At 69.6% G+C, this 20,734-nt stretch carries 22 protein-coding genes; 13 read left to right on the forward strand and 9 right to left on the reverse strand.

Annotated features, from left to right (window positions below; all coding sequences use genetic code 11):
- Positions 1–80: 80 nt before the first annotated feature.
- Together thrS and yidD are read right to left on the reverse strand one after the other, a co-directional pair.
- A complete protein-coding gene (thrS, locus tag ACT53U_RS02560) occupies positions 81–2,087 on the reverse strand; it encodes a threonine--tRNA ligase (protein ID WP_476152481.1) in 2,007 nt (668 codons plus the stop codon).
- Positions 2,088–2,163: 76 nt separating this feature from the next.
- Positions 2,164–2,595 carry a membrane protein insertion efficiency factor YidD gene (gene yidD / locus ACT53U_RS02565; protein WP_476152483.1) on the reverse strand — a complete coding sequence of 144 codons (432 nt, stop codon included), beginning with the start codon at positions 2,593–2,595 and terminating at the stop codon, positions 2,164–2,166.
- 103 nt (positions 2,596–2,698) lie between these two features.
- Between yidD and ACT53U_RS02570 the strand changes: the two genes are divergently transcribed.
- From ACT53U_RS02570 to ACT53U_RS02585, 4 genes are all read left to right on the forward strand, one after another.
- Complete coding sequence (locus ACT53U_RS02570; protein WP_476152485.1) at positions 2,699–3,316, forward strand: HD domain-containing protein; 618 nt, start codon at positions 2,699–2,701, stop codon at positions 3,314–3,316.
- Positions 3,317–3,503: 187 nt separating this feature from the next.
- Positions 3,504–5,561 carry a DNA topoisomerase IV subunit B gene (gene parE, locus ACT53U_RS02575; protein WP_476152486.1) on the forward strand — a complete coding sequence of 686 codons (2,058 nt, stop codon included), beginning with the start codon at positions 3,504–3,506 and terminating at the stop codon, positions 5,559–5,561.
- A gap of 80 nt (positions 5,562–5,641) precedes the next feature.
- Positions 5,642–6,163: a phosphoribosyl-AMP cyclohydrolase gene (gene hisI / locus ACT53U_RS02580; RefSeq protein ID WP_476152487.1), complete on the forward strand. Its 522-nt coding sequence runs from the start codon at positions 5,642–5,644 to the stop codon at positions 6,161–6,163.
- A gap of 174 nt (positions 6,164–6,337) precedes the next feature.
- Complete coding sequence (locus tag ACT53U_RS02585; protein ID WP_476152489.1) at positions 6,338–7,294, forward strand: patatin-like phospholipase family protein; 957 nt, start codon at positions 6,338–6,340, stop codon at positions 7,292–7,294.
- 80 nt (positions 7,295–7,374) lie between these two features.
- On the opposite strand, the gene ACT53U_RS02590 is transcribed toward ACT53U_RS02585, so the two are convergent.
- Positions 7,375–7,806: a CBS domain-containing protein gene (locus ACT53U_RS02590; protein WP_476152490.1), complete on the reverse strand. Its 432-nt coding sequence runs from the start codon at positions 7,804–7,806 to the stop codon at positions 7,375–7,377.
- A gap of 184 nt (positions 7,807–7,990) precedes the next feature.
- Positions 7,991–8,701 (reverse strand): rhomboid family intramembrane serine protease, encoded by a 711-nt coding sequence (locus tag ACT53U_RS02595; protein WP_476152491.1) that lies wholly within the window; start codon positions 8,699–8,701, stop codon positions 7,991–7,993.
- A 335-nt stretch (positions 8,702–9,036) separates the two neighbouring features.
- Between ACT53U_RS02595 and ACT53U_RS02600 the strand changes: the two genes are divergently transcribed.
- Positions 9,037–9,732, forward strand: coding sequence for a PAS domain-containing protein (locus ACT53U_RS02600; RefSeq protein ID WP_476152493.1), 696 nt, complete (start codon positions 9,037–9,039; stop codon positions 9,730–9,732).
- A gap of 92 nt (positions 9,733–9,824) precedes the next feature.
- Positions 9,825–10,439 carry a PilZ domain-containing protein gene (locus tag ACT53U_RS02605; protein WP_476152495.1) on the forward strand — a complete coding sequence of 205 codons (615 nt, stop codon included), beginning with the start codon at positions 9,825–9,827 and terminating at the stop codon, positions 10,437–10,439.
- A gap of 390 nt (positions 10,440–10,829) precedes the next feature.
- On the opposite strand, the gene ACT53U_RS02610 is transcribed toward ACT53U_RS02605, so the two are convergent.
- The gene (locus tag ACT53U_RS02610; RefSeq protein WP_476152497.1) at positions 10,830–11,357 is read right to left on the reverse strand and encodes a gamma carbonic anhydrase family protein; all 528 of its coding nucleotides are present in this window, start codon (positions 11,355–11,357) and stop codon (positions 10,830–10,832) included.
- A 191-nt stretch (positions 11,358–11,548) separates the two neighbouring features.
- Positions 11,549–11,878 carry a DUF6949 family protein gene (locus tag ACT53U_RS02615; protein WP_476152499.1) on the reverse strand — a complete coding sequence of 110 codons (330 nt, stop codon included), beginning with the start codon at positions 11,876–11,878 and terminating at the stop codon, positions 11,549–11,551.
- Positions 11,879–12,017: 139 nt separating this feature from the next.
- Here ACT53U_RS02615 and ACT53U_RS02620 point away from each other — a divergent pair, with 139 nt between their 5' ends.
- On the forward strand, positions 12,018–12,683 hold the full coding sequence (locus tag ACT53U_RS02620) for a hypothetical protein (protein WP_476152501.1): 666 nt from the start codon (positions 12,018–12,020) through the stop codon (positions 12,681–12,683).
- Positions 12,684–12,720: 37 nt separating this feature from the next.
- Here ACT53U_RS02620 and ACT53U_RS02625 read toward each other — a convergent pair whose 3' ends face one another.
- A complete protein-coding gene (locus tag ACT53U_RS02625; RefSeq protein WP_476136237.1) occupies positions 12,721–12,933 on the reverse strand; it encodes a DUF3126 family protein in 213 nt (70 codons plus the stop codon).
- 150 nt (positions 12,934–13,083) lie between these two features.
- The gene (cysE, locus tag ACT53U_RS02630; RefSeq protein ID WP_476152503.1) at positions 13,084–13,902 is read right to left on the reverse strand and encodes a serine O-acetyltransferase; all 819 of its coding nucleotides are present in this window, start codon (positions 13,900–13,902) and stop codon (positions 13,084–13,086) included.
- A gap of 124 nt (positions 13,903–14,026) precedes the next feature.
- Here cysE and ACT53U_RS02635 point away from each other — a divergent pair, with 124 nt between their 5' ends.
- Together ACT53U_RS02635 and ACT53U_RS02640 are read left to right on the forward strand one after the other, a co-directional pair.
- Positions 14,027–14,848, forward strand: a complete 822-nt coding sequence (locus tag ACT53U_RS02635; protein ID WP_476152505.1) for an enoyl-CoA hydratase — start codon at positions 14,027–14,029, stop codon at positions 14,846–14,848.
- 140 nt (positions 14,849–14,988) lie between these two features.
- Positions 14,989–16,752, forward strand: coding sequence for an ABC transporter ATP-binding protein (locus ACT53U_RS02640; RefSeq protein WP_476152506.1), 1,764 nt, complete (start codon positions 14,989–14,991; stop codon positions 16,750–16,752).
- A gap of 26 nt (positions 16,753–16,778) precedes the next feature.
- Here ACT53U_RS02640 and ACT53U_RS02645 read toward each other — a convergent pair whose 3' ends face one another.
- Positions 16,779–17,546 (reverse strand): alpha/beta fold hydrolase, encoded by a 768-nt coding sequence (locus tag ACT53U_RS02645; protein WP_476152508.1) that lies wholly within the window; start codon positions 17,544–17,546, stop codon positions 16,779–16,781.
- A gap of 209 nt (positions 17,547–17,755) precedes the next feature.
- Here ACT53U_RS02645 and ACT53U_RS02650 point away from each other — a divergent pair, with 209 nt between their 5' ends.
- From ACT53U_RS02650 to gpt, 4 genes are all read left to right on the forward strand, one after another.
- Positions 17,756–18,007 carry a zinc-finger domain-containing protein gene (locus ACT53U_RS02650; protein ID WP_476152510.1) on the forward strand — a complete coding sequence of 84 codons (252 nt, stop codon included), beginning with the start codon at positions 17,756–17,758 and terminating at the stop codon, positions 18,005–18,007.
- An 84-nt stretch (positions 18,008–18,091) separates the two neighbouring features.
- Positions 18,092–19,282, forward strand: a complete 1,191-nt coding sequence (locus ACT53U_RS02655; RefSeq protein ID WP_476152512.1) for an FAD-dependent monooxygenase — start codon at positions 18,092–18,094, stop codon at positions 19,280–19,282.
- Positions 19,283–19,463: 181 nt separating this feature from the next.
- Positions 19,464–20,186, forward strand: a complete 723-nt coding sequence (locus ACT53U_RS02660) for a competence/damage-inducible protein A (protein ID WP_476153048.1) — start codon at positions 19,464–19,466, stop codon at positions 20,184–20,186.
- Between the two features lie 4 nt (positions 20,187–20,190).
- A complete protein-coding gene (gene gpt / locus ACT53U_RS02665; RefSeq protein WP_476136224.1) occupies positions 20,191–20,694 on the forward strand; it encodes a xanthine phosphoribosyltransferase in 504 nt (167 codons plus the stop codon).
- Positions 20,695–20,734: the final 40 nt, after the last annotated feature.

Genomic DNA, 20,734 nt, shown 5'->3' on the forward strand with positions numbered 1-20,734 from the left:
GGACAGCCCCGGCGAAATGCGACACGAACGAAAAAGGGCGCCTCTCGGCGCCCTTCTGCATTCTCCGATCGGTTCGCGCCTCAGTCGGCGTCCCGCTCGCGCTTCACGTCCGGCGGGGTCGCCTCTTCCCTCAGCTCGGCGATGACGTCGACGAGCGACTTCACGGTGTTCGCCTGACTACCCAGACGACGCACCGCGACGGTGCCCTCTTCCGCCTCGCGCTTGCCGCAGACGAGAATGACCGGGACCTTGGCCAGCGAATGTTCGCGGACCTTGTAGTTGATCTTCTCGTTCCTGAGATCGACCTCGGCGCGGAAGCCGGCCTTGCGCAGCTTCCTGTGCACCTCGGCCGCGTAGGCGTCGGCATCCGAGGTGATGGTGGTGACGACGACCTGCGTCGGCGCCAGCCACAGCGGGAAGTGACCGGCGTAGTTCTCGATCAGGATGCCGAGGAAGCGCTCCATCGAGCCGCAGATGGCGCGATGGATCATCACCGGCTCCTTCTTGGAACCGTCGGCATCGACGTAGAAGGCGCCGAAGCGCTCCGGCAGGTTGAAGTCGACCTGTGTGGTGCCGCACTGCCATTCACGGCCGATGGCGTCGCGCAGGGTGTATTCGAACTTCGGACCGTAGAAGGCGCCCTCGCCCGGGTTGATGCCGGTCTTGATGCGGCCGCCCGACTGCGCCTCGATGGTCTTCAGCACCTCGGTCATCACCGTCTCGGCGCGATCCCACAGCGCGTCGGAACCGACACGCTTCTCCGGCCGGGTCGACAGCTTGACGACGATCTCGTCGAAGCCGAAGTCCGAATAGACCGAGAGGATCAGGTCGTTGATCTTCATGCACTCGTCGGCCATCTGGTCGTCGGTGCAGAAGATGTGCGCGTCGTCCTGGGTGAAGCCGCGCACGCGCATCAGACCGTGCATGGCGCCCGACGCCTCGTAGCGATGCACCATGCCGAATTCTGCAAGCCGCATCGGCAGTTCTCGGTAGGACTTCAAGCCATGCTTGAAGATCTGCATGTGGCCGGGGCAGTTCATCGGCTTCAGCGCGAAGACGCGCGCGTCGGCTTCCGGATCGTCCTCGTGGGTGAAGGCATAGGCCGACTTCACCGCGAACATGCTCTCCTGATACCAGCCCCAGTGACCCGAGGTCTCCCACAGCGACTTGTCGAGGACCTGAGGCGCGTTGACCTCCTGATAGTCCTCGGCGAGGCGACGACGCATGTAGGCGGTGAGGCTCTGGAACAGCGACCAGCCCTTGGCGTGCCAGAAGACGACGCCCGGCCCCTCCTCCTGGAAATGGAAGAGATCCATCTCGCGGCCGAGCCGGCGATGGTCGCGCTTCTCGGCCTCCTCCAGCATGGTGAGGTAGGACTGGAGGTCCTTGTCGTTCAGCCACGCGGTGCCGTAGATGCGCGACAGCATCGGATTGTTGGCATCGCCGCGCCAATAGGCGCCGGCCACCTTCATGAGCTTGAAGGAGGTGCCGATCAGGCCGGTCGAGGGCAGATGTGGGCCGCGGCAGAGGTCGAACCACCCACCCTGGCTGTAGATCTTGATCGGCTCGTCGCCCGGAATGGCGTCGATCAGCTCGACCTTGAATTTCTCGCCCAGCGCGGCGAAGCGCGCCTTGGCGGCCTCGCGCGGCAGCACCTCCTTGGTGAAGGGGGCGTTGCGCGCGATGATCTCGCGCATCTTGGTTTCGATCGCCGGCAGATCGTCGACGGTGAAGGGCTTCGGCGCCCCCGCCTCGTCGACCCGGTAGAAGTCGTAATAGAAGCCGTTCTCGATCGACGGGCCGATGGTCACCTGCGTGCCGGGGAAGAGCTCCTGCACCGCTTCGGCCATGACGTGCGCGGCATCGTGGCGGATCAGCTCGAGCGCCTCGGCGCGATCGTCCTTGGTGACGAAGCGCAACGTCGCGTCGCGGGAAATCGGGTCGGAAAGGTCGGTCTCGACGCCGTCGACGACCATCGCCAGGCACTTCTTGGCCAGCGACTTGGCGATCGATTCGGCGATCTGGAGGCCGGTGACGCCCGGCTCGAACTGGCGCGACGCGCCGTCGGGGAAGGTGATCGAGATCATTCTTCTTCTCTCCTCGAGGCTCACTCCCGGATACGAGCCCGGGTAAGCGAGGGGGTGGTACGATGGGACGCGGGCCTCAGAGCCGCGTCGTGATGTGACGGCCGGTCCAGCGGCCGTAGCGCCACGGTCTATACCAGCGGGATTCGGGCGGCAACACGGTCGGAACCGGGTCCCAGCCGTTCGGCCCCCAGGGGTGGCATCGGAGAATCCGCGAAAGCCCGATCCAGAACCCGGCCCACAGGCCGAAACGGGCGATCGCCTCTTCGGTGTATTCCGAACAGGTCGGAAAATAGCGGCAGGTGCGGCCCATGAAGGCCGAGAAGGTCAGCCGATAGGCCCGGACCATCAACCGCGCGAGAAGCACGTGCGGCCGTCGCCACGACGCCGCGAGCGGCGGCAACGGCTCGGCCTTCGGCGGCGCACCTTCGCCCGCGCCGGAGCCCTCCGCGGCGGCGGAGCGCTCGTCGGGAGCGGCGTATCGAAGCGGGATCCGGCAGAGGTGGCACATGCGACGTTCTGGCCTAAGGGAAACGACGGTTGCGGAAAACGGCGGAACGGTTCAGTATGCTGCACTGCACCATGACAGATTGTCGTTCGTCGAGACTTATCCCATGACGCCGTCGCCGACGAGCCCGGATCGCACCGGGCGCCCTCTCACGCCGCTCGCGCGGCTCGCCCATGCCGCCCATTGGGCGGCGGCGGCCCACAAGGACCAGCAGCGCAAGGGCATCGACGCCGAGCCCTACGTCAACCACCTGCTCGAGGTGGCCGAGCTCGTCCTCCATGCCGACGACCCCGGCGACGTCGAGGTGGCGATCGCCGCCCTCCTCCACGATACGGTCGAGGACGTCGGCGTCACCGAGGCCGATCTCGTCGCCGAGTTCGGCGCCCGCGTCGCCACCCTGGTGATGCACGTCACCGACGACAAGACGCAGTCCAAGGACGTGCGCAAGTGGCGGCAGATCCAGCACGCCCCCGGCCTGCCGCGCGACGCCAAGCTGATCAAGATCGCCGACAAGACCTCCAACCTGCGCGCCCTCGTCCGCACGCCGCCGAAGGGCTGGGACCTCGCCCGGCTCGCCGACTACGTCGCCTGGGCGGCGGCTGTGGTCGAGGCCTGCGGCCCGGTCGACGCCGGGCTGGAGAGCGTGTTCTGGGAAGCGCACGCGGTCGCCGCCGAGGCCTATCGCATCGAGCCGATCGCGGCACAGGCCAGCCGCACGGCGTGATCGCTCGGGCACCCTTGCCCGAAAATCGCCGCGCACCCGTGCTTTTCCGTGGACGGCATGTGGACGACCGCGTGAACGGGGCGTGAACAGAGTTTCCGGTGCGGCTCCCGCCGTGCCATGATGCCCGGTGATTCGGGGGGCGATCCGCCCCAAACCGACCGACACGACCCGACCGACAAGAGTGGACATGGCGAGCGACGATCTCTTCGGTGGTGCGGCCGCGCCCGCGGCGAAGCGCGAGACGGCGAACGCCAAGGCCCTGGCCGTGAAGGCGGCGCTGTCGACCGCGGTCAAGCGCACGACGCCCGGCGAGAGCGACTACGACGCCTCCCACATCGAGGTGCTCGAGGGCCTCGAGCCGGTTCGCCGTCGCCCCGGCATGTACATCGGCGGCACCGACGAGAAGGCGTTGCACCATCTCTTCGCGGAGGTGATCGACAACTCGATGGACGAGGCGGTGGCCGGCCACGCCACCTTCATCGAGGTCCGCCTCGACGCCGACGGCACGCTGACCATCGTCGACAACGGCCGCGGCATCCCGGTCGATCCGCACCCGAAGTTTCCGGGGAAATCCGCCCTCGAAGTCATCATGACCATGCTGCACTCGGGCGGCAAGTTCGACGGCAAGGCCTACGAGACCTCCGGCGGCCTGCACGGCGTCGGCGTCTCGGTGGTCAACGCGCTGTCCTCCAGCCTCGAGGTCGAGGTCGCCAAGAACCGCCACCTGTGGCGTCAGCGCTTCTCGCGCGGCCTGCCGCAGGGCGGTCTCGAGGACCTCGGCGAGGTGATGAACCGCCGCGGCACCACCGTGCGCTTCCGCCCCGACGAGCAGATCTTCGGCGAGGGCGCCCGCTTCAAGGCCGAGCGGATCTTCCGCATGGCCCGTTCCAAGGCCTATCTCTTCGGCGGCGTCGAGATCCGCTGGTCCTGCGCGGCCGAATGCGTCTCGGCCGCCGATCCGGTGCCGGACAAGGCGGTCTTCCACTTCCCCGGCGGCCTCAAGGACTTCCTGCGCGAGCGCCTCGAGAGCGAGCGGCTGGTGGTCGAGGACGTCTTCGCCGGCAAGACGGCGCAGACGAGCGGCCACGGCGCGGTCGAATGGGCGGTCGCCTGGTTCGCCGGCGACGGCTTCGTCTCCTCCTACTGCAACACGGTTCCGACGCCGGAGGGCGGCACTCACGAGGCGGGCCTGCGCCTCGCCCTGCTGCGCGGGCTCAAGTCCTATGCCGATCTCGTCGGCAACAAGCGCGCGGCACAGCTGACCACCGACGACGTGATGACGTCGGCCGGCGCCATGCTCTCGGTCTTCATCCGCGAACCCGAGTTCGTCGGTCAGACCAAGGACAAGCTGGCGACGGCGGAAGCCACCCGCATCGTCGACGGCGCCATCAAGGACGCCTTCGACCATTTCATCGCCGCCTCGCCGGCCAATGCCGCGAAGCTCCTCGAATGGACCATCGAGCGCGCCGACGAGCGGCTGCGCCGGCGCCAGGAGAAGGAAGTCCAGCGCAAGACGGCCGTGCGCAAGCTGCGGCTTCCCGGCAAGCTCGCCGACTGTTCCAATTCGGCGGCGCAAGGGTCCGAACTCTTCATCGTCGAGGGCGACTCGGCCGGTGGCTCGGCCAAACAGGCGCGCAACCGCTCCAATCAGGCGGTGCTGCCGCTGCGCGGCAAGATCCTCAACGTGGCCTCGGCGACGCGCGACAAGCTCGCCGCCAACCAGCTCCTCTCCGATCTCGTCCAGGCGCTCGGCTGCGGCATGCGCGGGCACTATCGCGACGAGGACCTGCGCTACGACAAGATCATCGTCATGACCGATGCCGACGTCGACGGTGCCCACATCGCCTCGCTGCTCGTCACGTTCTTCTGGCGCGAGATGCCGAATCTCGTGCGCAACGGTCATCTCTATCTCGCGGTGCCGCCGCTCTATCGCATCACCCACGGCGCCAAGACCGCCTATGCCCGCGACGAAGCCCATCGCGACGAGCTGATGCGGACGATGTTCAAGGGCAAGAAGCCCGACATCGGCCGCTTCAAGGGTCTCGGCGAGATGATGCCCGGCCAGCTCAAGGAGACGACCATGGACCCGCGCTCGCGGACGCTCCTCAAGGTCGCCATCCTCGACGAGACCGAGGAGCCGACGGCGGATTCGGTCGAGCGCCTGATGGGCAACAAGCCCGAGGCCCGCTTCGCCTTCATCCAGGAGCGCGCCGCCTTCGCCGACGAGGCGGTGCTCGACATCTGACCGCGGGACTCGGCGGCGGGCGACGCGGGCGACGGAGCCCGCCGCTTGACCGCCCGCCCGGTCGCGCCTATCGACGATCCATGACCGAGAACGCCCCCTTCCCCGCGCCCTCCTCCGACGCCGACGCGCTCGAGATGGGCACGACGCTCTCCCCGCGCTTCGACGCCGGCGGCCTCGTCACCGCCGTGGTGGTCGACGCGATCGGCCGCGACGTGGTGATGCTGGCGCACATGAACGCCGAGGCGCTGGCCAGGACGATCGAGACCGGCGTCGCCACCTATTGGAGCCGCTCGCGCCGGGCGCTCTGGGTCAAGGGCGAGACCTCCGGCAACCGCCAGCTGGTGAAGCGCCTGAGGGTCGACTGCGACCAGGACGCCGTCGTGCTCGAGGTCGAGGTCGAAGGCCACGGCGCCTCCTGCCACCGCGGCTTCCACTCCTGCTTCTACCGCGAGGTGCCGATCGGCTCGGCCGGCGGCCCCCTCGCCTTCGTCGAGGCGGCGCCGGCCTTCGACCCGACCGCGGTCTACGGCACGAGTTCCGGCCACGCCCCCCACCCGCCCGGCTGCGACTGCGGCGAGGACCACGGGACGAAGAAGGGCTGATCGGCGCGCACGCGCCGACGCGCCTCCCTGCCCGAAGAACACCCTGCATCGGCCGTCGAGACGCCCGGATTCGGCCCCGTCTTCGACCAAGGGCTGTCTTCATCTTTCATTGAATCAAATCGTTTAATCTCCACATCGAGGAGAGATCCGAAGGAGGATCACATGCTCGAAGGTGTGACGAGGCGTCTTTTCGGCACCAACGGCAACGACGGCGGCCCCGAGCCGCTGCCGCCGCCGCGGCGGCCGAAGATCGGTCTGGCACTCGGTGGCGGCGCAGCCCGCGGATGGGCGGCGATCGGCGTCGTCCGACGCCTGAGGGAGGCCGGCATCGTCCCCGACGTCGTCGCCGGCACCTCGATGGGTGCCGTGGTCGGGGCCTGCGACCTCGCCGGCCGCCTCGACACGCTGGAGGACTTCGCCACCCGCCTGACGCCGCGCCGCGTCTTCTCGCTGCTCGACGTCCACCTCGGCGGCTCGGGTCTGGTCGGCGGCGGGCGGCTCGCCGATCTGCTGCTCTCCCACATCGACGACATCCGCGTCGAGGCGCTGCCGCGCCCCTTCACCGCGGTGGCGACCGAACTGGCGACCGGCCACGAGATCTGGCTGTCCTCCGGCCGGCTGATCGATGCGCTGCGTGCCTCCTACGCCCTGCCCGGCATCTTCGAGCCGGTGCGCATCGGCAAGCGCATGCTGGTCGACGGCGCACTGGTCAATCCGGTGCCCGTCTCGGTCTGCCGCGCGCTCGGCGCCGACGTGGTGATCGCCGCCAACCTGTCGACCGACACCATCGCCCGCGGCACCGTCGTCCAGTCGCTGCCCGCCGACATGGCGACGCCGCTGCCCGAGCCGAGCGAGAGCCTCGGCCAGAGCCTCTTCCGCCGCATGTTCGGCGCCGGCGACGACCGCCCCGGCCTGACCGGCGTGATGATGCAGAGCTTCAACATCATCCAGGACCGCATCACCCGCTCGCGGCTGGCCGGCGATCCGCCCGACGTGATGATCGCGCCGCGGCTCGGCCACATCGGCCTCTTCGACTTCCACCGCGCCCGCGAGGCGATCGACATCGGCGCCGCCGCCGCCGATCGCGCCCTCTCCGACATCGCCGCGATGACGGCCGAAGCGGCGCGCTGACAACCCGGAGCCGACCACCCGGAAACGACGAGGGGCGCGGCGGAGATCCCGCCGCGCCCCTCGTGTTTCGTCGGGCCGCCTCACGCCGTGGCGATGTAGGCCCGCATCTCGGCCGCCTCGCGTTCGGCGAGTTCGATGCGCCGGGCCACCACGTCGCCGATCGAGACGACGCCGATGAGCCGATCCTCGCGCACCACCGGCATGTGGCGGAAACGACCGGTGGTCATCCGCGCCATCACCTGATCGGTGGTCTCGCCCTCCGAGCAGGTGACCACCTTCGTCGACATGTAGACGTCCGCCGGCCGGTCGAGCGCCGCGGCGCCCTCGGTGGCCAGCGCCCGCACGATGTCGCGCTCCGACATGATGCCGGCGATCCGCCCGTGCGCGTCGATCAGCACCACGGCGCCGATCTTGTGCTCGGCGAGCGTCTCGCAGACCTCGCGCAGCGGCTGCTTCGGACCCATGGTGACGACCTGGCGCCCCTTGCGCGCCAGAATGGCTTGAACCGTCATGAACGTTCCTCCCGTGAACGGGTTCGCATTCGAACCGATTAGATCGATCTCCGGCGCCGCCCTCTGACGGGGCATGTGATCGGTTCGTCCGGAGGCATGCGGTCATGATGCTTCCACCTGCCCCCCCATGCAAGGGGCAAGACGGCCATGGCGCTGCAATTCGAGGTCACGACGTCGCGCGACCTCACGCCACGTCGACGGGCAGCCGGCGCCGCCGCTCGAACAGCGAAAAGCCGAGGAAACCCGCCAGAAAGCCGCCGAGATGGGCGCCCCAGGCGACACCGCCCTCGGCGCCGACGATGCTCGCACCGCCGAAGACCAGCACCAGATTGGCGATCACCAGCGCCGCGACGGTGCCGCGCACGCGGGGGTTGGCGATCGATTCGACGATCCCCGGCGTCGGCATCCACGCCGGCTGGAAGACGAAGCGCAGCAGCGCGCCGAGAAGCCCGGAGGCGAGCCCCGATGCCCCCATCATCGGCCCGTCGGACGCCCATTCGACGGCGAGATGGCCGAGAGCGCCGCCGACCGTCGCGAAGGCCGACAGGGCGAGGAAGCGCCCCGACCCGAGCCGGGCCAGCACCGCCCGGCCGACCGCCGCGATCATCGCGACGTTGAGCAGCACATGCGCCCAGCCGTCGTGCAGCAGCGCGTAGGTGAGGAGCGACCACACCGCCGCCCCCTCGCCGCCCGGCCAGCCCGAGGGTTCGATCTCGCGCAGCGGCACGAAGGCGAAGGCATAGACAAGCCACTCGTCGAGCCGCGGGTCGACGAACATCCGGATCGCCGTGATCGCGATCGGGACCAGCGACATGATCACCAGGAGCCGCGGCAACAGGAAGACCGGTTCGCCCGCCGTCCCGCGCCCGAAGCCTTCGCCGCCGTCGCTCGCCATGTCGTCTCCTCGCCGGATGCGGCCGGCCGATGCCCGGCTCCGCCCTTCGTCTCAGCCGATATGGGCCGCGCGCGCGCCCGCGGCAAGCGGCGTTTCGTTTCGAACCGGGCAAACCGGCACGACCTTCGCAAGTGTTGACGAGAAGTGAATGCGCAACACGCGTTTTCGTCCCGTTTCGGCACAGCGATCCGTGCCGTATCGGCCACGACGATGCGGGAGCGCCGGGAAATCGGCCGTCATCGGTCGGCGAACCGACGACGTTCCTTTCGAAGCCACCCGTCCCGTCCTGGGGCAGGCGTCTCGATCGGGGACCGACGGCCGACAGGGGGATTGCAATGAAGCATGCCGCCACGCGGGAACTCTACGATTATTGGCAGCGGTTGCGGGGCAGCCGGCCGGCGCCCGACCGTACCGAGATCGAACCCTCGGACATGCGTCGCATCCTCGGCGACACCTTCATCCTCGAGGCCGACCGCCGCGACGGCTACACCTTCCGCCTCGCCGGCACGCGCGTCTGCGCGCTCTTCGGCCGTGAGCTGAAGGGCCGCGACTTCCTCGACTTCTTCCAGGGCAAGGACCGCGAGGCGATCGCCACGTTGCTCGCCGCCGTGTCGCAGGATGCCGCCGCCGCCGTCTTCGGTTTCGAAGGCCGTTCCGCCCACGACCGCACCCTGCCCTGCGAGGCCCTGCTCCTGCCGATCCGGCAGAAGGGCGAGGGCTTCACCCGCGTTCTCGGCTCGCTGGCGCCGATGAGCGACCCCTATTGGATCGGCATCCACCCGCTGATGACGCAGAAGCTGTCGAGCCTGCGGTTGATCTGGCCGGACGAGCGCCCGACCTTCCTGCTGCGCGGCGACCAGGTCGATCGCGGCTCGGTCCTTCACGACGCCGTCGACTTCGTCGCGCCCACCCGCGGCGACCGTCCGCCGACCGTCTTCCGTCCGATGGCGCCTCCGCCGATCTCGCTCGCCGGTGAACGCCGCGTCGGCCATCTCGTCGTGCTCGACGGCGGAAAGTCGATGAACGATTGACTCGAGGGCAGATATTGCTGCCCAAAGGCAACCCCCGGTTAACCACCCGAGCCTAAGGTCGTTGGCGAAACACGCTGTCGCCGAGGCCGCCCATGCGCTCCGCCAACCCTTCGATCCGTAAAGAGCCGGCTGCGGTCACCGACCGCCGCCGTCATCAGCGGGTCAAGGTGAACGTCCTCGGCCGCTGCATGCTCGAGGATCGTCGCGAATTCCCCTGCCAGGTGGTCGACATGTCGCCCGGCGGTGCCGCCGTGATGATCCCGGCGGTGGCACGCCTGGGCGAGCGCGTCGTCGCCTATCTCGACCACATCGGTCGGGTCGAGGGCCGCGTCGCCCGCCTCATCGACGGCGGCTTCGCCATGACGATGTCGATGACCGACCGCAAGCGCGACAAGCTCGCCAACCAGCTGACCTGGCTCGCCAACCGCCACATCCTCAACCTGCCCGAAGATCGTCGCCACGAGCGCTTCAGCCCGCGCAACCCCTTCTCCAAGCTGGTACTGGCCGACGGCACCGAGCTGCGCTGCCGCATCATCGACGTCTCGCCGTCGGGCGCCGCCGTCCATCTCGAGCAACGCGTCGAGGTCGGCACGCCGGTCATCCTCGGCGTCATGCGCGGCCGCGTCGTGCGCTCCTTCGACGAGGGCGTGGCGATCGAGTTCTCGATCGTCCACGAGGTCGAGACGCTCAGGACCTTCTTCTCCTGACGATTGCGCCGCCCGCAGCAGCACTTCATTCACGAAGACCGCCGGAGACCCGACGTCACCGGCGGTCTTCTCGCTTGTCACACATCACAGCAAGTCATTGAAAGACATGGACATAACCGGAGCGATGCGGCGGCGTCCGACGATCCGTCGCATTTGAGGCGAATTCGTCGAAAAACCCCCGCCCGATCTTCAACCGCCCGCAAGACGGCCCTGCCATTCTCCCTCATGTCGAAGGAGACGAGCGGCCAAGAGCCCCGGCCCCGGAGACACGAGGAGAGGAAGAGTTTCCTAGCGCGGGTCCGGTCGCGTCCCCACCCTCCCCGTCCCCAGTCGATCGGGTCCGCAACGAACGGGCCGGCATCTCCCCGATGCCGGCCCGATTCGCATGTCTCACGCCTTCTCGAGCCCCGCCGCGAAGCGGGCGGCGTTGCGCACGTAGCCCTCGGCCGACTTGCCGATCCGCGCCGCCGCCTCGGCGTCGAGCGTGCGGATCGCCTTGGCCGGTGCGCCGACGATCAGCGAGTTGTCGGGATATTCCTTGCCCTCGGTGATCAGCGCCCCGGCGCCGACCAGCGAATTGGCGCCGATCTTCGCACCGTTGAGGATGGTCGCGCCCATGCCGATCAGCGTGTTGTCGCCGATGGTGCAGCCGTGCAGCGTCACCCGGTGACCGATGGTGCAGTTCGCGCCGATGACCAGCGGATAGCCCATGTCGGTGTGCAGCACCGACTGGTCCTGGACGTTGGAGCCCTCGCCGATCTCGATCCACTCGTTGTCGCCGCGCAGCACCGCGCCGAACCACACGCTCGCCCGCGACTTCAGCCGCACCCGCCCGATCAGCTCCGCCGACGGCGCCACCCAGGCCGTGCCGTCCGGCGCCAGTTCCGGAGTGATGCCGTCGAGCTTCCAAATCGTCATGTCTCTCGCTCCTCGTCCGATCGCGACGGGGGCGAGAGTGCGGGGCGGGCGCTTCCCCCGCAAGCGGGAAAGACGGCGAAGGCGTCAGCGGCCTCGCGGCCCGCCCTTCGGAGATCGACGCGTCGGGCAGACGAAAAAAGCGGCCCGAGGGCCGCTTCGCGTCGCGTCGTCGATTGCCGTGTTCGTCGGTCTCAGAGGAGACCGTTGCGCATCGCCAGCGCCAGTTGCACCACGACGATGCCCGAGCACAGGCTCCAGCCCGCCGCGATGGCGGTCGAGGCGACCAGCCAGCCGACCGGGCGCTGCTCGATCATGCGGCCGCGGATGGCGTTGCGCATGATGATGAAGGGCCCGGTGAAGGCGCACAGCACGATGTTGACCACACCGCGCCAGAGGTTGCTCAACTCCCCCGCGAAGCTGACCGGACGATCGGTCACCAGGGTGTAGAACGAAGACAGGAGGCCGGCGGCGACGAAGCCGCAGGTGGTCGCATAGGCCGCGATCGCCAACTCGAACAACATGGTGCCTCGATACGCAGAGTTAACGCTTTATTAACGTCTACCACGCCCCTCTCGTTTCGTCGCCCCTCGTCTCGGGCTCGAGGCTCGCGACTTCGCATCAGGGTTAACTTGCGCGCCGCCCGCCGGAACCGCCGCCGCGATGACGAGGACCACCTGGATCTCCGCCGCCGTCGCCGCCCTCCTCGCCGTGGGCCTCGCCCTCTGGCGCGCCGATCTCGGCCGCGAGACGACCGAGACCTCGCCCGAGCCGATCGCCGTCACCATCGCCGGCCGCACGCTTCAGGTGCCGAAGAACGCCGTCCGCTTCCCCGCCCAACGCCGCGCCGGTGTGCAGGAACGCCTCGACCTCGCGCTGCTGCCGCCGACCTGGACCGGCCGCACGGCCGCCGACGCCGAGCGCTTCGACGCGCCCGCGGAGAGCTCCGACGTGGTCTGGGTGACAATCCGCCCGGCCGGCGAGACGCAGGATTCCGCCGAACGGCTGGCGACGGTCCATGCGCGCCTGTTCGTCGACGAGCCGCTCGCCGCCGATCCCGATCTCGGGCTCGTCGGACGCAGGCTGTCGCCGAAGGCCGGCTATGCGGGGGAGGAAGTGTGGTTCGAACCGGGCGTGGTCCGCCCTTTCGCGGTGCGCTGCTATCCGCTGGCGCCCGACGCGCCGCCGGCGACCTGCATCGGCGACGAGAAGATCGGGCCGCTCCTGGTGGAGAAGCGCTTCTCGCGCGCGGCGCTGGGCCGCTGGCGCGAGATCCGCGACGGCCTCGCCGCCCGCCTCGCCGACTGGGGGATCGCCCCCGATCGATGAGGCGCCGCGGCGAACCGCCGGGCGGAGATCGAGGGTATCAGCCTTCCAGGTCCATCTCGAGGATGGCCATCTGGAGGTTCCAGGAGATCTCGCCGTCTTCCTCGTCGCGATAGATCACCGCCACGAACTCGTCGCCGATGAAGACCTCGGCCGAGTCCTTCTTCTTCGGACGGGCGACGACCTTGATCGTGTCGAGTTCGAACTTGCCCCGAAGGTAGGTCTGCAGCTTGGCGAGTTCGGTCTTGTCCACGGTAGGCTCCGATCGTGTTGATGGGCCGCGCCCGACGCGGGCGGCGGCTCCGGGGGGCAGCTTTTGGCACGCGCCGCCGCCCCAGTCAAAGGGCTCCACTGCCCGAAAGACGGGCGTCCGGTCCCGATCGCGGCGAGAGGCCGCCCGCACTCAGTCGTCGGCGAGCATCTGGTCCATCGCCCGCGCCGGCTCGGAGCAGGCGACTTCACCGACCACGCGGGCCGGCACGCCGGCGACCGTGGTACGCGGCGGCACCGGATGCAGCACCACCGAGCCCGACGCGACCCGCGCGCAATGGCCGACGACGATGTTGCCGAGCACCTTGGCGCCGGCCCCGAGCAGCACGCCGCGGCCGATCTTGGGGTGACGGTCGCCGGTTTCCTTGCCGGTACCGCCGAGCGTCACGCCCTGGAGGATCGAGACGTCGTCGTCGATCGTCGCGGTGGCGCCGATGACGATGCCGGTCGCATGGTCGAAGAACAGGCCACGGCCGAGCGGCACCTGCGGATGGATGTCGACCTGGAACACTTCCGACGACCGGCTCTGGAGATAGAGCGCGAACTCCTGCCGCCCCTTCGTCCACAGCCAGTGGGCGAGGCGATGGGTCTGGATGGCGTGGAAGCCCTTGAAGTAGAGGATCGGCTCGATCAGCCGTTCGCAGGCCGGGTCGCGGTCGTAGACCGCCTGGAGGTCGACGCGGAAGATCTCGCCGATCTCGGGGGCGTCGGCGAGCGCCTCCTCCCAGGTCTGGCGGATCAGCGCCTCCTTGACGGTCGGATGGCCGAGCCGTTCGGCGACGCGGTGGACGATCGCGTCCTCGAGCCGGGAATGGTTGAGCACCGTCTCCCAGGCGAAGCTCGCCAATGCCGGTTCACACGCCGCCATCGCTTCCGCCTCGGCGCGCACGCGCGTCCAGATCGGGTCGAGCGAAGCGGCGCCCTGCGCCGGGATCTTCTGGGTCTTGGCCATCTCTTCGTCCTTCGGCGGGGGTCCGCGCGGGTCCCCGAACATAGTACTTCTCCCGTGAATATCCAATTGACGACGACGCGAGGCGGGCCGATAGCGGTCGTGCCCTTTCCCGAGGAGACCCGCCATGACCGAGACCGCCCCCCTCCGCCAGCTGCCGTCGAGCGATGCCCGCATCCGCGTCGAGGTCGAGGGCCCGATCGGCCGCATCGTCGTGGCCAACCCGGCGCGCCGCAACGCCGTCTCGCTCGACATGTGGAAGGCGATCCCCGGCGCGGTCCATGCCCTCGTCGCCGACGAGGCGGTCCGGGTGATCGTGGTGCGCGGCGACGGCGCCCTCGCCTTCGTCTCCGGCGCCGACATCTCCGAATTCGCCACCGTGCGCAAGGACGCGGCCTCTGCCCGTGCCTACGAGGCCTCGAACGCCGAGGCCTTCGCCGCGCTGCGTCATGCCGCCAAGCCGACCATCGCGATGATTCGCGGCTTCTGCCTCGGCGGCGGCATGGGGCTCGCCGTCGCCTGCGACCTCAGGATCGCCTCCGACGACGCCGTCTTCGGCATCCCCGCCGCCCGCCTCGGCGTCGGCTATCCGCCGGACTGCATCGCCGACGTCGTCGCCGCGGTCGGCCCGCAGCGCGCCAAGGAACTCTATTTCACCGCCCGCCGCCTGACCGCCGCCGAGGCGCTGGCGATCGGCCTCGTCTCGGCCGTCCACCCGGTCGAGGCGCTGGAGAACGAAGCGACGGACCTCGCGACGACCATCGCCCACAACGCGCCCTTGACCATCCGCGCCGCCAAGGCGGCGATCGACGCCGTGGTCGACGGGGCGCTCGCCGAACGCCGCGACAAGCTCGTCGCCCTGACCGATGCCTGCTTCGCCTCCGCCGACTTCGCCGAGGGCCGCACCGCCTTCCTCGACAAGCGCGAGGCGAAGTTCGAGGGCCGCTGAGCGGCGGACCGCCGCGGAACGCCCCCTGACGCGGCGTCGCCGCGCTTGCGCCCGTCCGCGATTTTGTCCATTGAGGCTCCTTCGGCGCGATCGCGCGACGAGGGGCCTCCCGCGGCCGACCGCAGTATTCGGAGTTCAAGGTGTCCAAACCCACGATCGGCAGCGTCATCAACGGCGAGACCGTCGACTTGATTCGGCGCCTCGCCGCCGATCAGGGCACCCGCCACCGCTGGTCCTACGCCTTCGCCTTCGTCTGCCTCGGCCTGATCGCCGTGACCACGGCGGCCTCGGCCTGGCTGATGCGCGACGTCGTCGACAAGATCTTCATGGAGAAGCAGGTCTGGGCGATCTGGATCCTGTCGGGTGCCGTCGTCGGCCTCTATCTGGTCAAGGGCTTCGCCACCTACGGCCAGATCGTGACGCTGTCGCGCATCGCCAATGCCGTCGTCGCCACCGTCCAGACGCGCCTGTTCGACCATCTGCTGCGCCAGTCGATGGCCGACTTCTCGAGCCAGCGCTCGGCCGAGGTCATCACCCGTCAGGGCTTCATCGCCAACTCCGCCGGCCAGGCGCTGAACCTGATCGTCACCTCGCTCGGCCGCGACCTGCTGTCGGTGATCGGTCTGGCGGTCGTCATGCTGATCCAGAACCCGCTGATGTCGCTCTCCGCCGTGGTCGTGATGCCCGGCGCGATCTGGGGCGTGCAGAAGCTCGTCCGCCGCGCCCGCACCATCATGCGCACGAGCTACAGCCAGTCCGTGGTGGTCACCGGCCTCAACCAGGAGACCGTCCACGGCATGAAGGTCGTCAAGGCCTTCGCCCTGGAAGACCATCAGCGCGCCCGCATGGGCGCCGCCGTCTCCGAGGTCCGCGCCCAGGCCGACAAGCTCGCCCGTGTCGCCGCCCGCACCGCGCCGCTGATGGACACGCTCGCCGGCTTCGCCGTCGCCGGCGTCATCCTCTACGGCGGCTGGCGCGTCATCGAGGCCGGCGAGACGCCCGGCACCTTCATGTCCTTCATCACCGCGCTGCTGCTCGCCTACGAGCCCGCCAAGCGGCTGGCGCGCATCCACGTCGACCTGTCGGGGCATCTGGTCGGCGTGAAGATGATGTACGACCTGCTCGCCGAACCGACGCCCGAGGGCGACGACGCCGACTATCCCGCCCTGACGGTTTCGGGCGGCCGCGTCGCCTTCGAGGACGTCTCCTTCGCCTATCGCCCCGACGAGCCGGTGCTCCGTGGCCTGACGCTCGTCGCCGAGGCGGGCCGAACCACCGCGCTGGTCGGCAGGTCCGGCGGCGGCAAGTCGACGACGCTGTCGCTGCTGCTGCGCTTCTGGGACCCGACCGCCGGCCGCATCGCGATCGACGGCATCGACATCGCCACCGTGTCGCGCCGCTCGCTGCGCAGCGCCATCGCCTATGTCGGCCAGGACGTCTTCCTGTTCGAGGGCACGATAGGCGAGAACATCGCCCTCGGCCGTCCCGGCGCCACCACCGCCGAGGTCGAGGACGCGGCACGCGCCGCCTATGCCCACGACTTCGTCACGGCCTTCCCCGACGGCTACGCGACCCAGGTCGGCGAGAACGGCACCCAGCTCTCCGGCGGCCAGCGCCAGCGCATCGCCATCGCCCGCGCCATCCTCAAGGACGCGCCGATCCTGCTGCTCGACGAGGCCACCGCCGCGCTCGACACCGAGAGCGAACGCGCCATCCAGAAGGCGCTCGAGGACCTGTCGAAGGGCCGCACCACGCTGGTCATCGCCCATCGCCTGCAGACCATCGAGAAGGCAGATGCGATCTGCGTCGTCGAAGGCGGCCGGGTGGTCGAACGCGGCACCCACGACGAACTGATCGCCGCCGCCGGCCGCTACGCCGCCCTCCACCGCGCCCACTTCGTCTGACGCCGCGCCGCCGAGCGGCCGATGCCTCAGCCCCGGTCGACCGCGGCGAGGAAGGCAAGGACGCCCTGCTTGTAGACCTTGTCGCCGACCGCCAGCATGTGGTCGCGATCCGGGATCGGCAGGTACTCCGCCCCCGGGATCAGTTCCGCCAGCGCCTCGGGCGAGCCGGCGACGTCGTCGCGCGTGCCGACGGCGATCAGCACCGGCAGATCGAGCGCCATCAGCCCGGTCCGCTCGACCGGCTGGCGCGAGCCGCGCATGCAGGCGGCGAGCGCCAGGAGATCCGATCCCGTCTGCTTGGCGAACGCGCGATAGGCGAGCGCCTTCTTGCTCGTCACGTCGGCGTCGCTCTCCGCCTCCAGCGCCTCGGCGATCGCGGTCTGGCCCTTCAGCCCCTCGACCATCGCATAGGCGAGGCCACCGAAGATCGCCGAGCGCAGCCGCTCGGGATGGCGCACGGCGAGATGCCCTGTGATCCAGGCGCCCATCGAGTAGCCCATGACATGGGCCTTTTCGATGCCGAGATGATCCATCAGCCGGCGGACGTCCTCCGCCATGTGGGTGCCGGTGCCGTAGACTTCCGGGTCGTGCGGCCCTTCCGAGGCGCCGTGGGCGCGGTTGTCGATCGAGACGACGCGGTAGCCCGCCCCGGTCAGGGTGTCGACCCAGCCGGTCGACACCCAGTTGACCCGGGTGTTGGAGGCGAAACCGTGCACCAGCACGATCGGCGTCGCCTCGGCCGGGCCGGTATCGAGATAGGCGATGCGGACGCCGTCGGACGAGAAGGACTGCATGGGCGGCACCGATCGGGCGGGGGAACGGGAAAGAGGGACGAGCTTCATGGGGTGCGAAGCTAACCGCCCCGAAGGGCGGCGAAAAGCCCCGATCGCCCGCGACGACGTGTGCCGCCCTCGAGGGCGCATATGCTCCTCATTTCCCTCTACCCACGGCGCCGCGTGGTGGGTATGGTGCCGGCCTTCGGAAGAGAGCACGAGGATATTCCATGGCGGACGCCGCGGTTCCCCATTTCGCCAACGACGGCGGCATCGACAAGATCCGAATCGGTGCGCGCGAGTTCATGTGCGTCGGCGCCAAGCCGCCGTTCGACCACCCGCACGTCTATCTCGACATGGGTGGCGATGCCGAGAAGCTCTGCCCCTGGTGCGGCACGCTCTACGTCTTCGACGAGAGCCTGAAGCCGACCCAGGCGGTACCCGCCGAAGCCGAGTGGCACCCCGCCGCCGCCGCCGAATGACGCGGACGGGGCGCCGCTTCGCGGCCCCCGCCACCGATCCGCAGGCCTCGCGCCCGCGGGATCGGAAGGAGAATCGGTGACACCATGTCTCGCCATGCGCTCATCGTGGCCGGAGGCGGCATCGGCGGCGTGACCGCCGCGCTCGCATTGGCGCGCGACGGTCATCGCGTGACCGTGCTCGAGCAGGCCTCCGAACTCGCCGAGGTCGGTGCGGGCATCCAGCTCTCGCCCAACGCCTCGCGCATCCTGATCGATCTCGGCCTCGGCGACGCCCTCGCCCGGTTCGCGGTGACGCCCGACGACATCCGCATCTATTCGACCCGCGCCGGTGCCGAGGTCGGCCGCACGCCGCTCGGCAACATCCCGTTCGAGCGCTGGGGGGCGCCCTTCTGGGTGATCCATCGCGCCGACCTGCTCGGCGTCCTCGCCGAAGCCGCCCGCCGGACGCCCGGCATCGAACTGGTGCTCGGCGCGCGCCTGCGCGACGTCTCGGCCGAACCCGGCGAGATCACCGTCCACGCCACCGTCGACGGCGAGGCCCGCGACTTCCACGCCGACGGCCTGATCGGCGCCGACGGCGTGCGTTCGCGCGTCCGCGTCGGCGTGCGCGGCGGCCCGCCCGCCCGCTACACCGGCCGCACCGCCTATCGCGCCACCCTGCCGATCGACGCCGTGCCTGAAGAGATCCGCCGCTCGACCGGCCTGTGGTTCTCGACCCGCGCCCACATCGTCCACTATCCGATCCGCGCCGGCCGCGAATGGAACATCGTGGCGATCGTCGAGGACGCCTGGCACGACGAGAGCTGGTCGGTCCCCGCCGACCGCCAGGAGGTCGCCCGTGTCTTCGGCCTCGCCAAGGACCGCTGGCCGCCGCTCGCCCGCAAGCTGCTGGCGACTCCCGCCAACTGGACCAAGTGGGCGCTCTGCGGCTTCGACGGCAATTTCGAATGGACCTCCGGCGCGGTGACGCTGCTCGGCGACGCCGCGCATGCCACCCTGCCCTTCGCCGCCCAGGGCGGCGGCATGGCGATCGAGGATGCCGAGGTGCTCGCCCGCACGCTCGCCGGCGCCCCCAACGTCGCCGCCGCCTTCCGCGCCTACGAGGCGATCCGCAAGCCGCGCACCCGCGCCATCGTCGACCGGGCGGTGAAGAACGGCCGCATCTACCACATGCCGGACGGCCTCGCCTTCTTCCGCGACACCGCGCTGCGTCTCGGCCTCGGCGCCCGGCTGATCGACCGGATGGCCTGGATCTACGGTTGGCGCCCCTCCTGAGGCGCCGATCGCGCGCATCTGCGGTGGGCATCTCGGCGCTCCGCCTTGAGAGGGCGGCGGCTTCGCGCTATCGAAGCGGAAAGCGGCGAGCCCGAGACGGGAGAAGCGCGACACCGTGAGCGACATCGACACCTCCCCCGCCCCTTCCGCCGGTACGACGGACGGGATCGTCACGGCCGCCATGTTGGTGATCGGCGACGAGATCCTGTCCGGCCGCACCAAGGACCGCAACGTCGGCTTCCTCGCCGATCGGCTGACCGAGATCGGCATCGATCTGCGCGAAGTCCGCATCGTCCCCGACGAGGAGGCGATGATCGTCGAGGCGGTGCGTGCCCTGTCGGCGCGCTGGAACCTCGTCTTCACCTCCGGCGGCATCGGCCCGACCCACGACGACATCACCGCAGACGCGGTCGCCGCCGCCTTCGAGGTCGCCATCGACCATGACCCGCGCGCCGTCGCCATCCTCGAGCAGCGCTCGCTCGAACGCGGCTTCACCGTCAACGAGGCCCGCCTGCGCATGGCGCGCATGCCGGTGGGCTCCGATCTGATCGAGGTCGACAACGGCATGCCGGGCTTCCGCATCGGCAACGTCCACGTCATGGCCGGCGTGCCGAGCGTCTTCGAGGCGATGGTGAAGGCCGTCGTCTCGCGCCTTTCCGGCGGCCGTCCGATGCTGTCGGAGAGCGTCGACGCCGGTGTCGGCGAAGGCCTCATCGCCACACCGCTCGGTGCCGTCCAGAAGGCCCATCCGGCGACCGTCATCGGCTCGTACCCCTACGAGCGCGACGGCCGCTTCGCCACCAACGTCGTCGTCCGTTCGCGGGACCCGGAGGCGCTCGCCGCCGCCGTCGCCGCCGTCGAGGCGATGCTCGCCGACGTCCGTTCCACCTCACCTCGGAGATGAACCCATGTCGGGTCCGCAGCCGAAAGTCTTCCCCGTTTCCTGGGACCAGTTCCACCGCGACGCCCGCGCCCTGACGTGGCGCCTCAGCGGCTCGGGTCCGTTCTCGGCGATCGTCGCCATCACCCGCGGCGGCCTCGTGCCGGCGGCGATCGTCGCGCGTGAGCTCGACATCCGCCTGATCGAGACGATCTGCGTGGCGAGCTACCACGACTACACGACGCAGGGCGAGCTCAAGGTGATGAAGGGCGTCGCCGAGGACCTGACCGCCAAGGCCGGCGGCAACGGCAAGGGCATCCTGATCGTCGACGACCTCGTCGACACCGGCAAGACCGCCCGCGTGGTGCGCGAGATGCTGCCGGAGGCGCATTTCGCCACCGTCTACGCCAAACCGCAGGGCCGCCCTCTCGTCGACACTTTCATCACGGAAGTGTCGCAGGACACTTGGATCTATTTCCCCTGGGACATGGGCCTCACCTTCCAGCCCCCGATTCGCGAGGGCGGTGCCTGAGGCTCCGCCCTCCTCGATCGCAGCGGCGCACCCGACAGCG

The organism is Pinisolibacter sp. DMC19 (assembly GCF_056313985.1).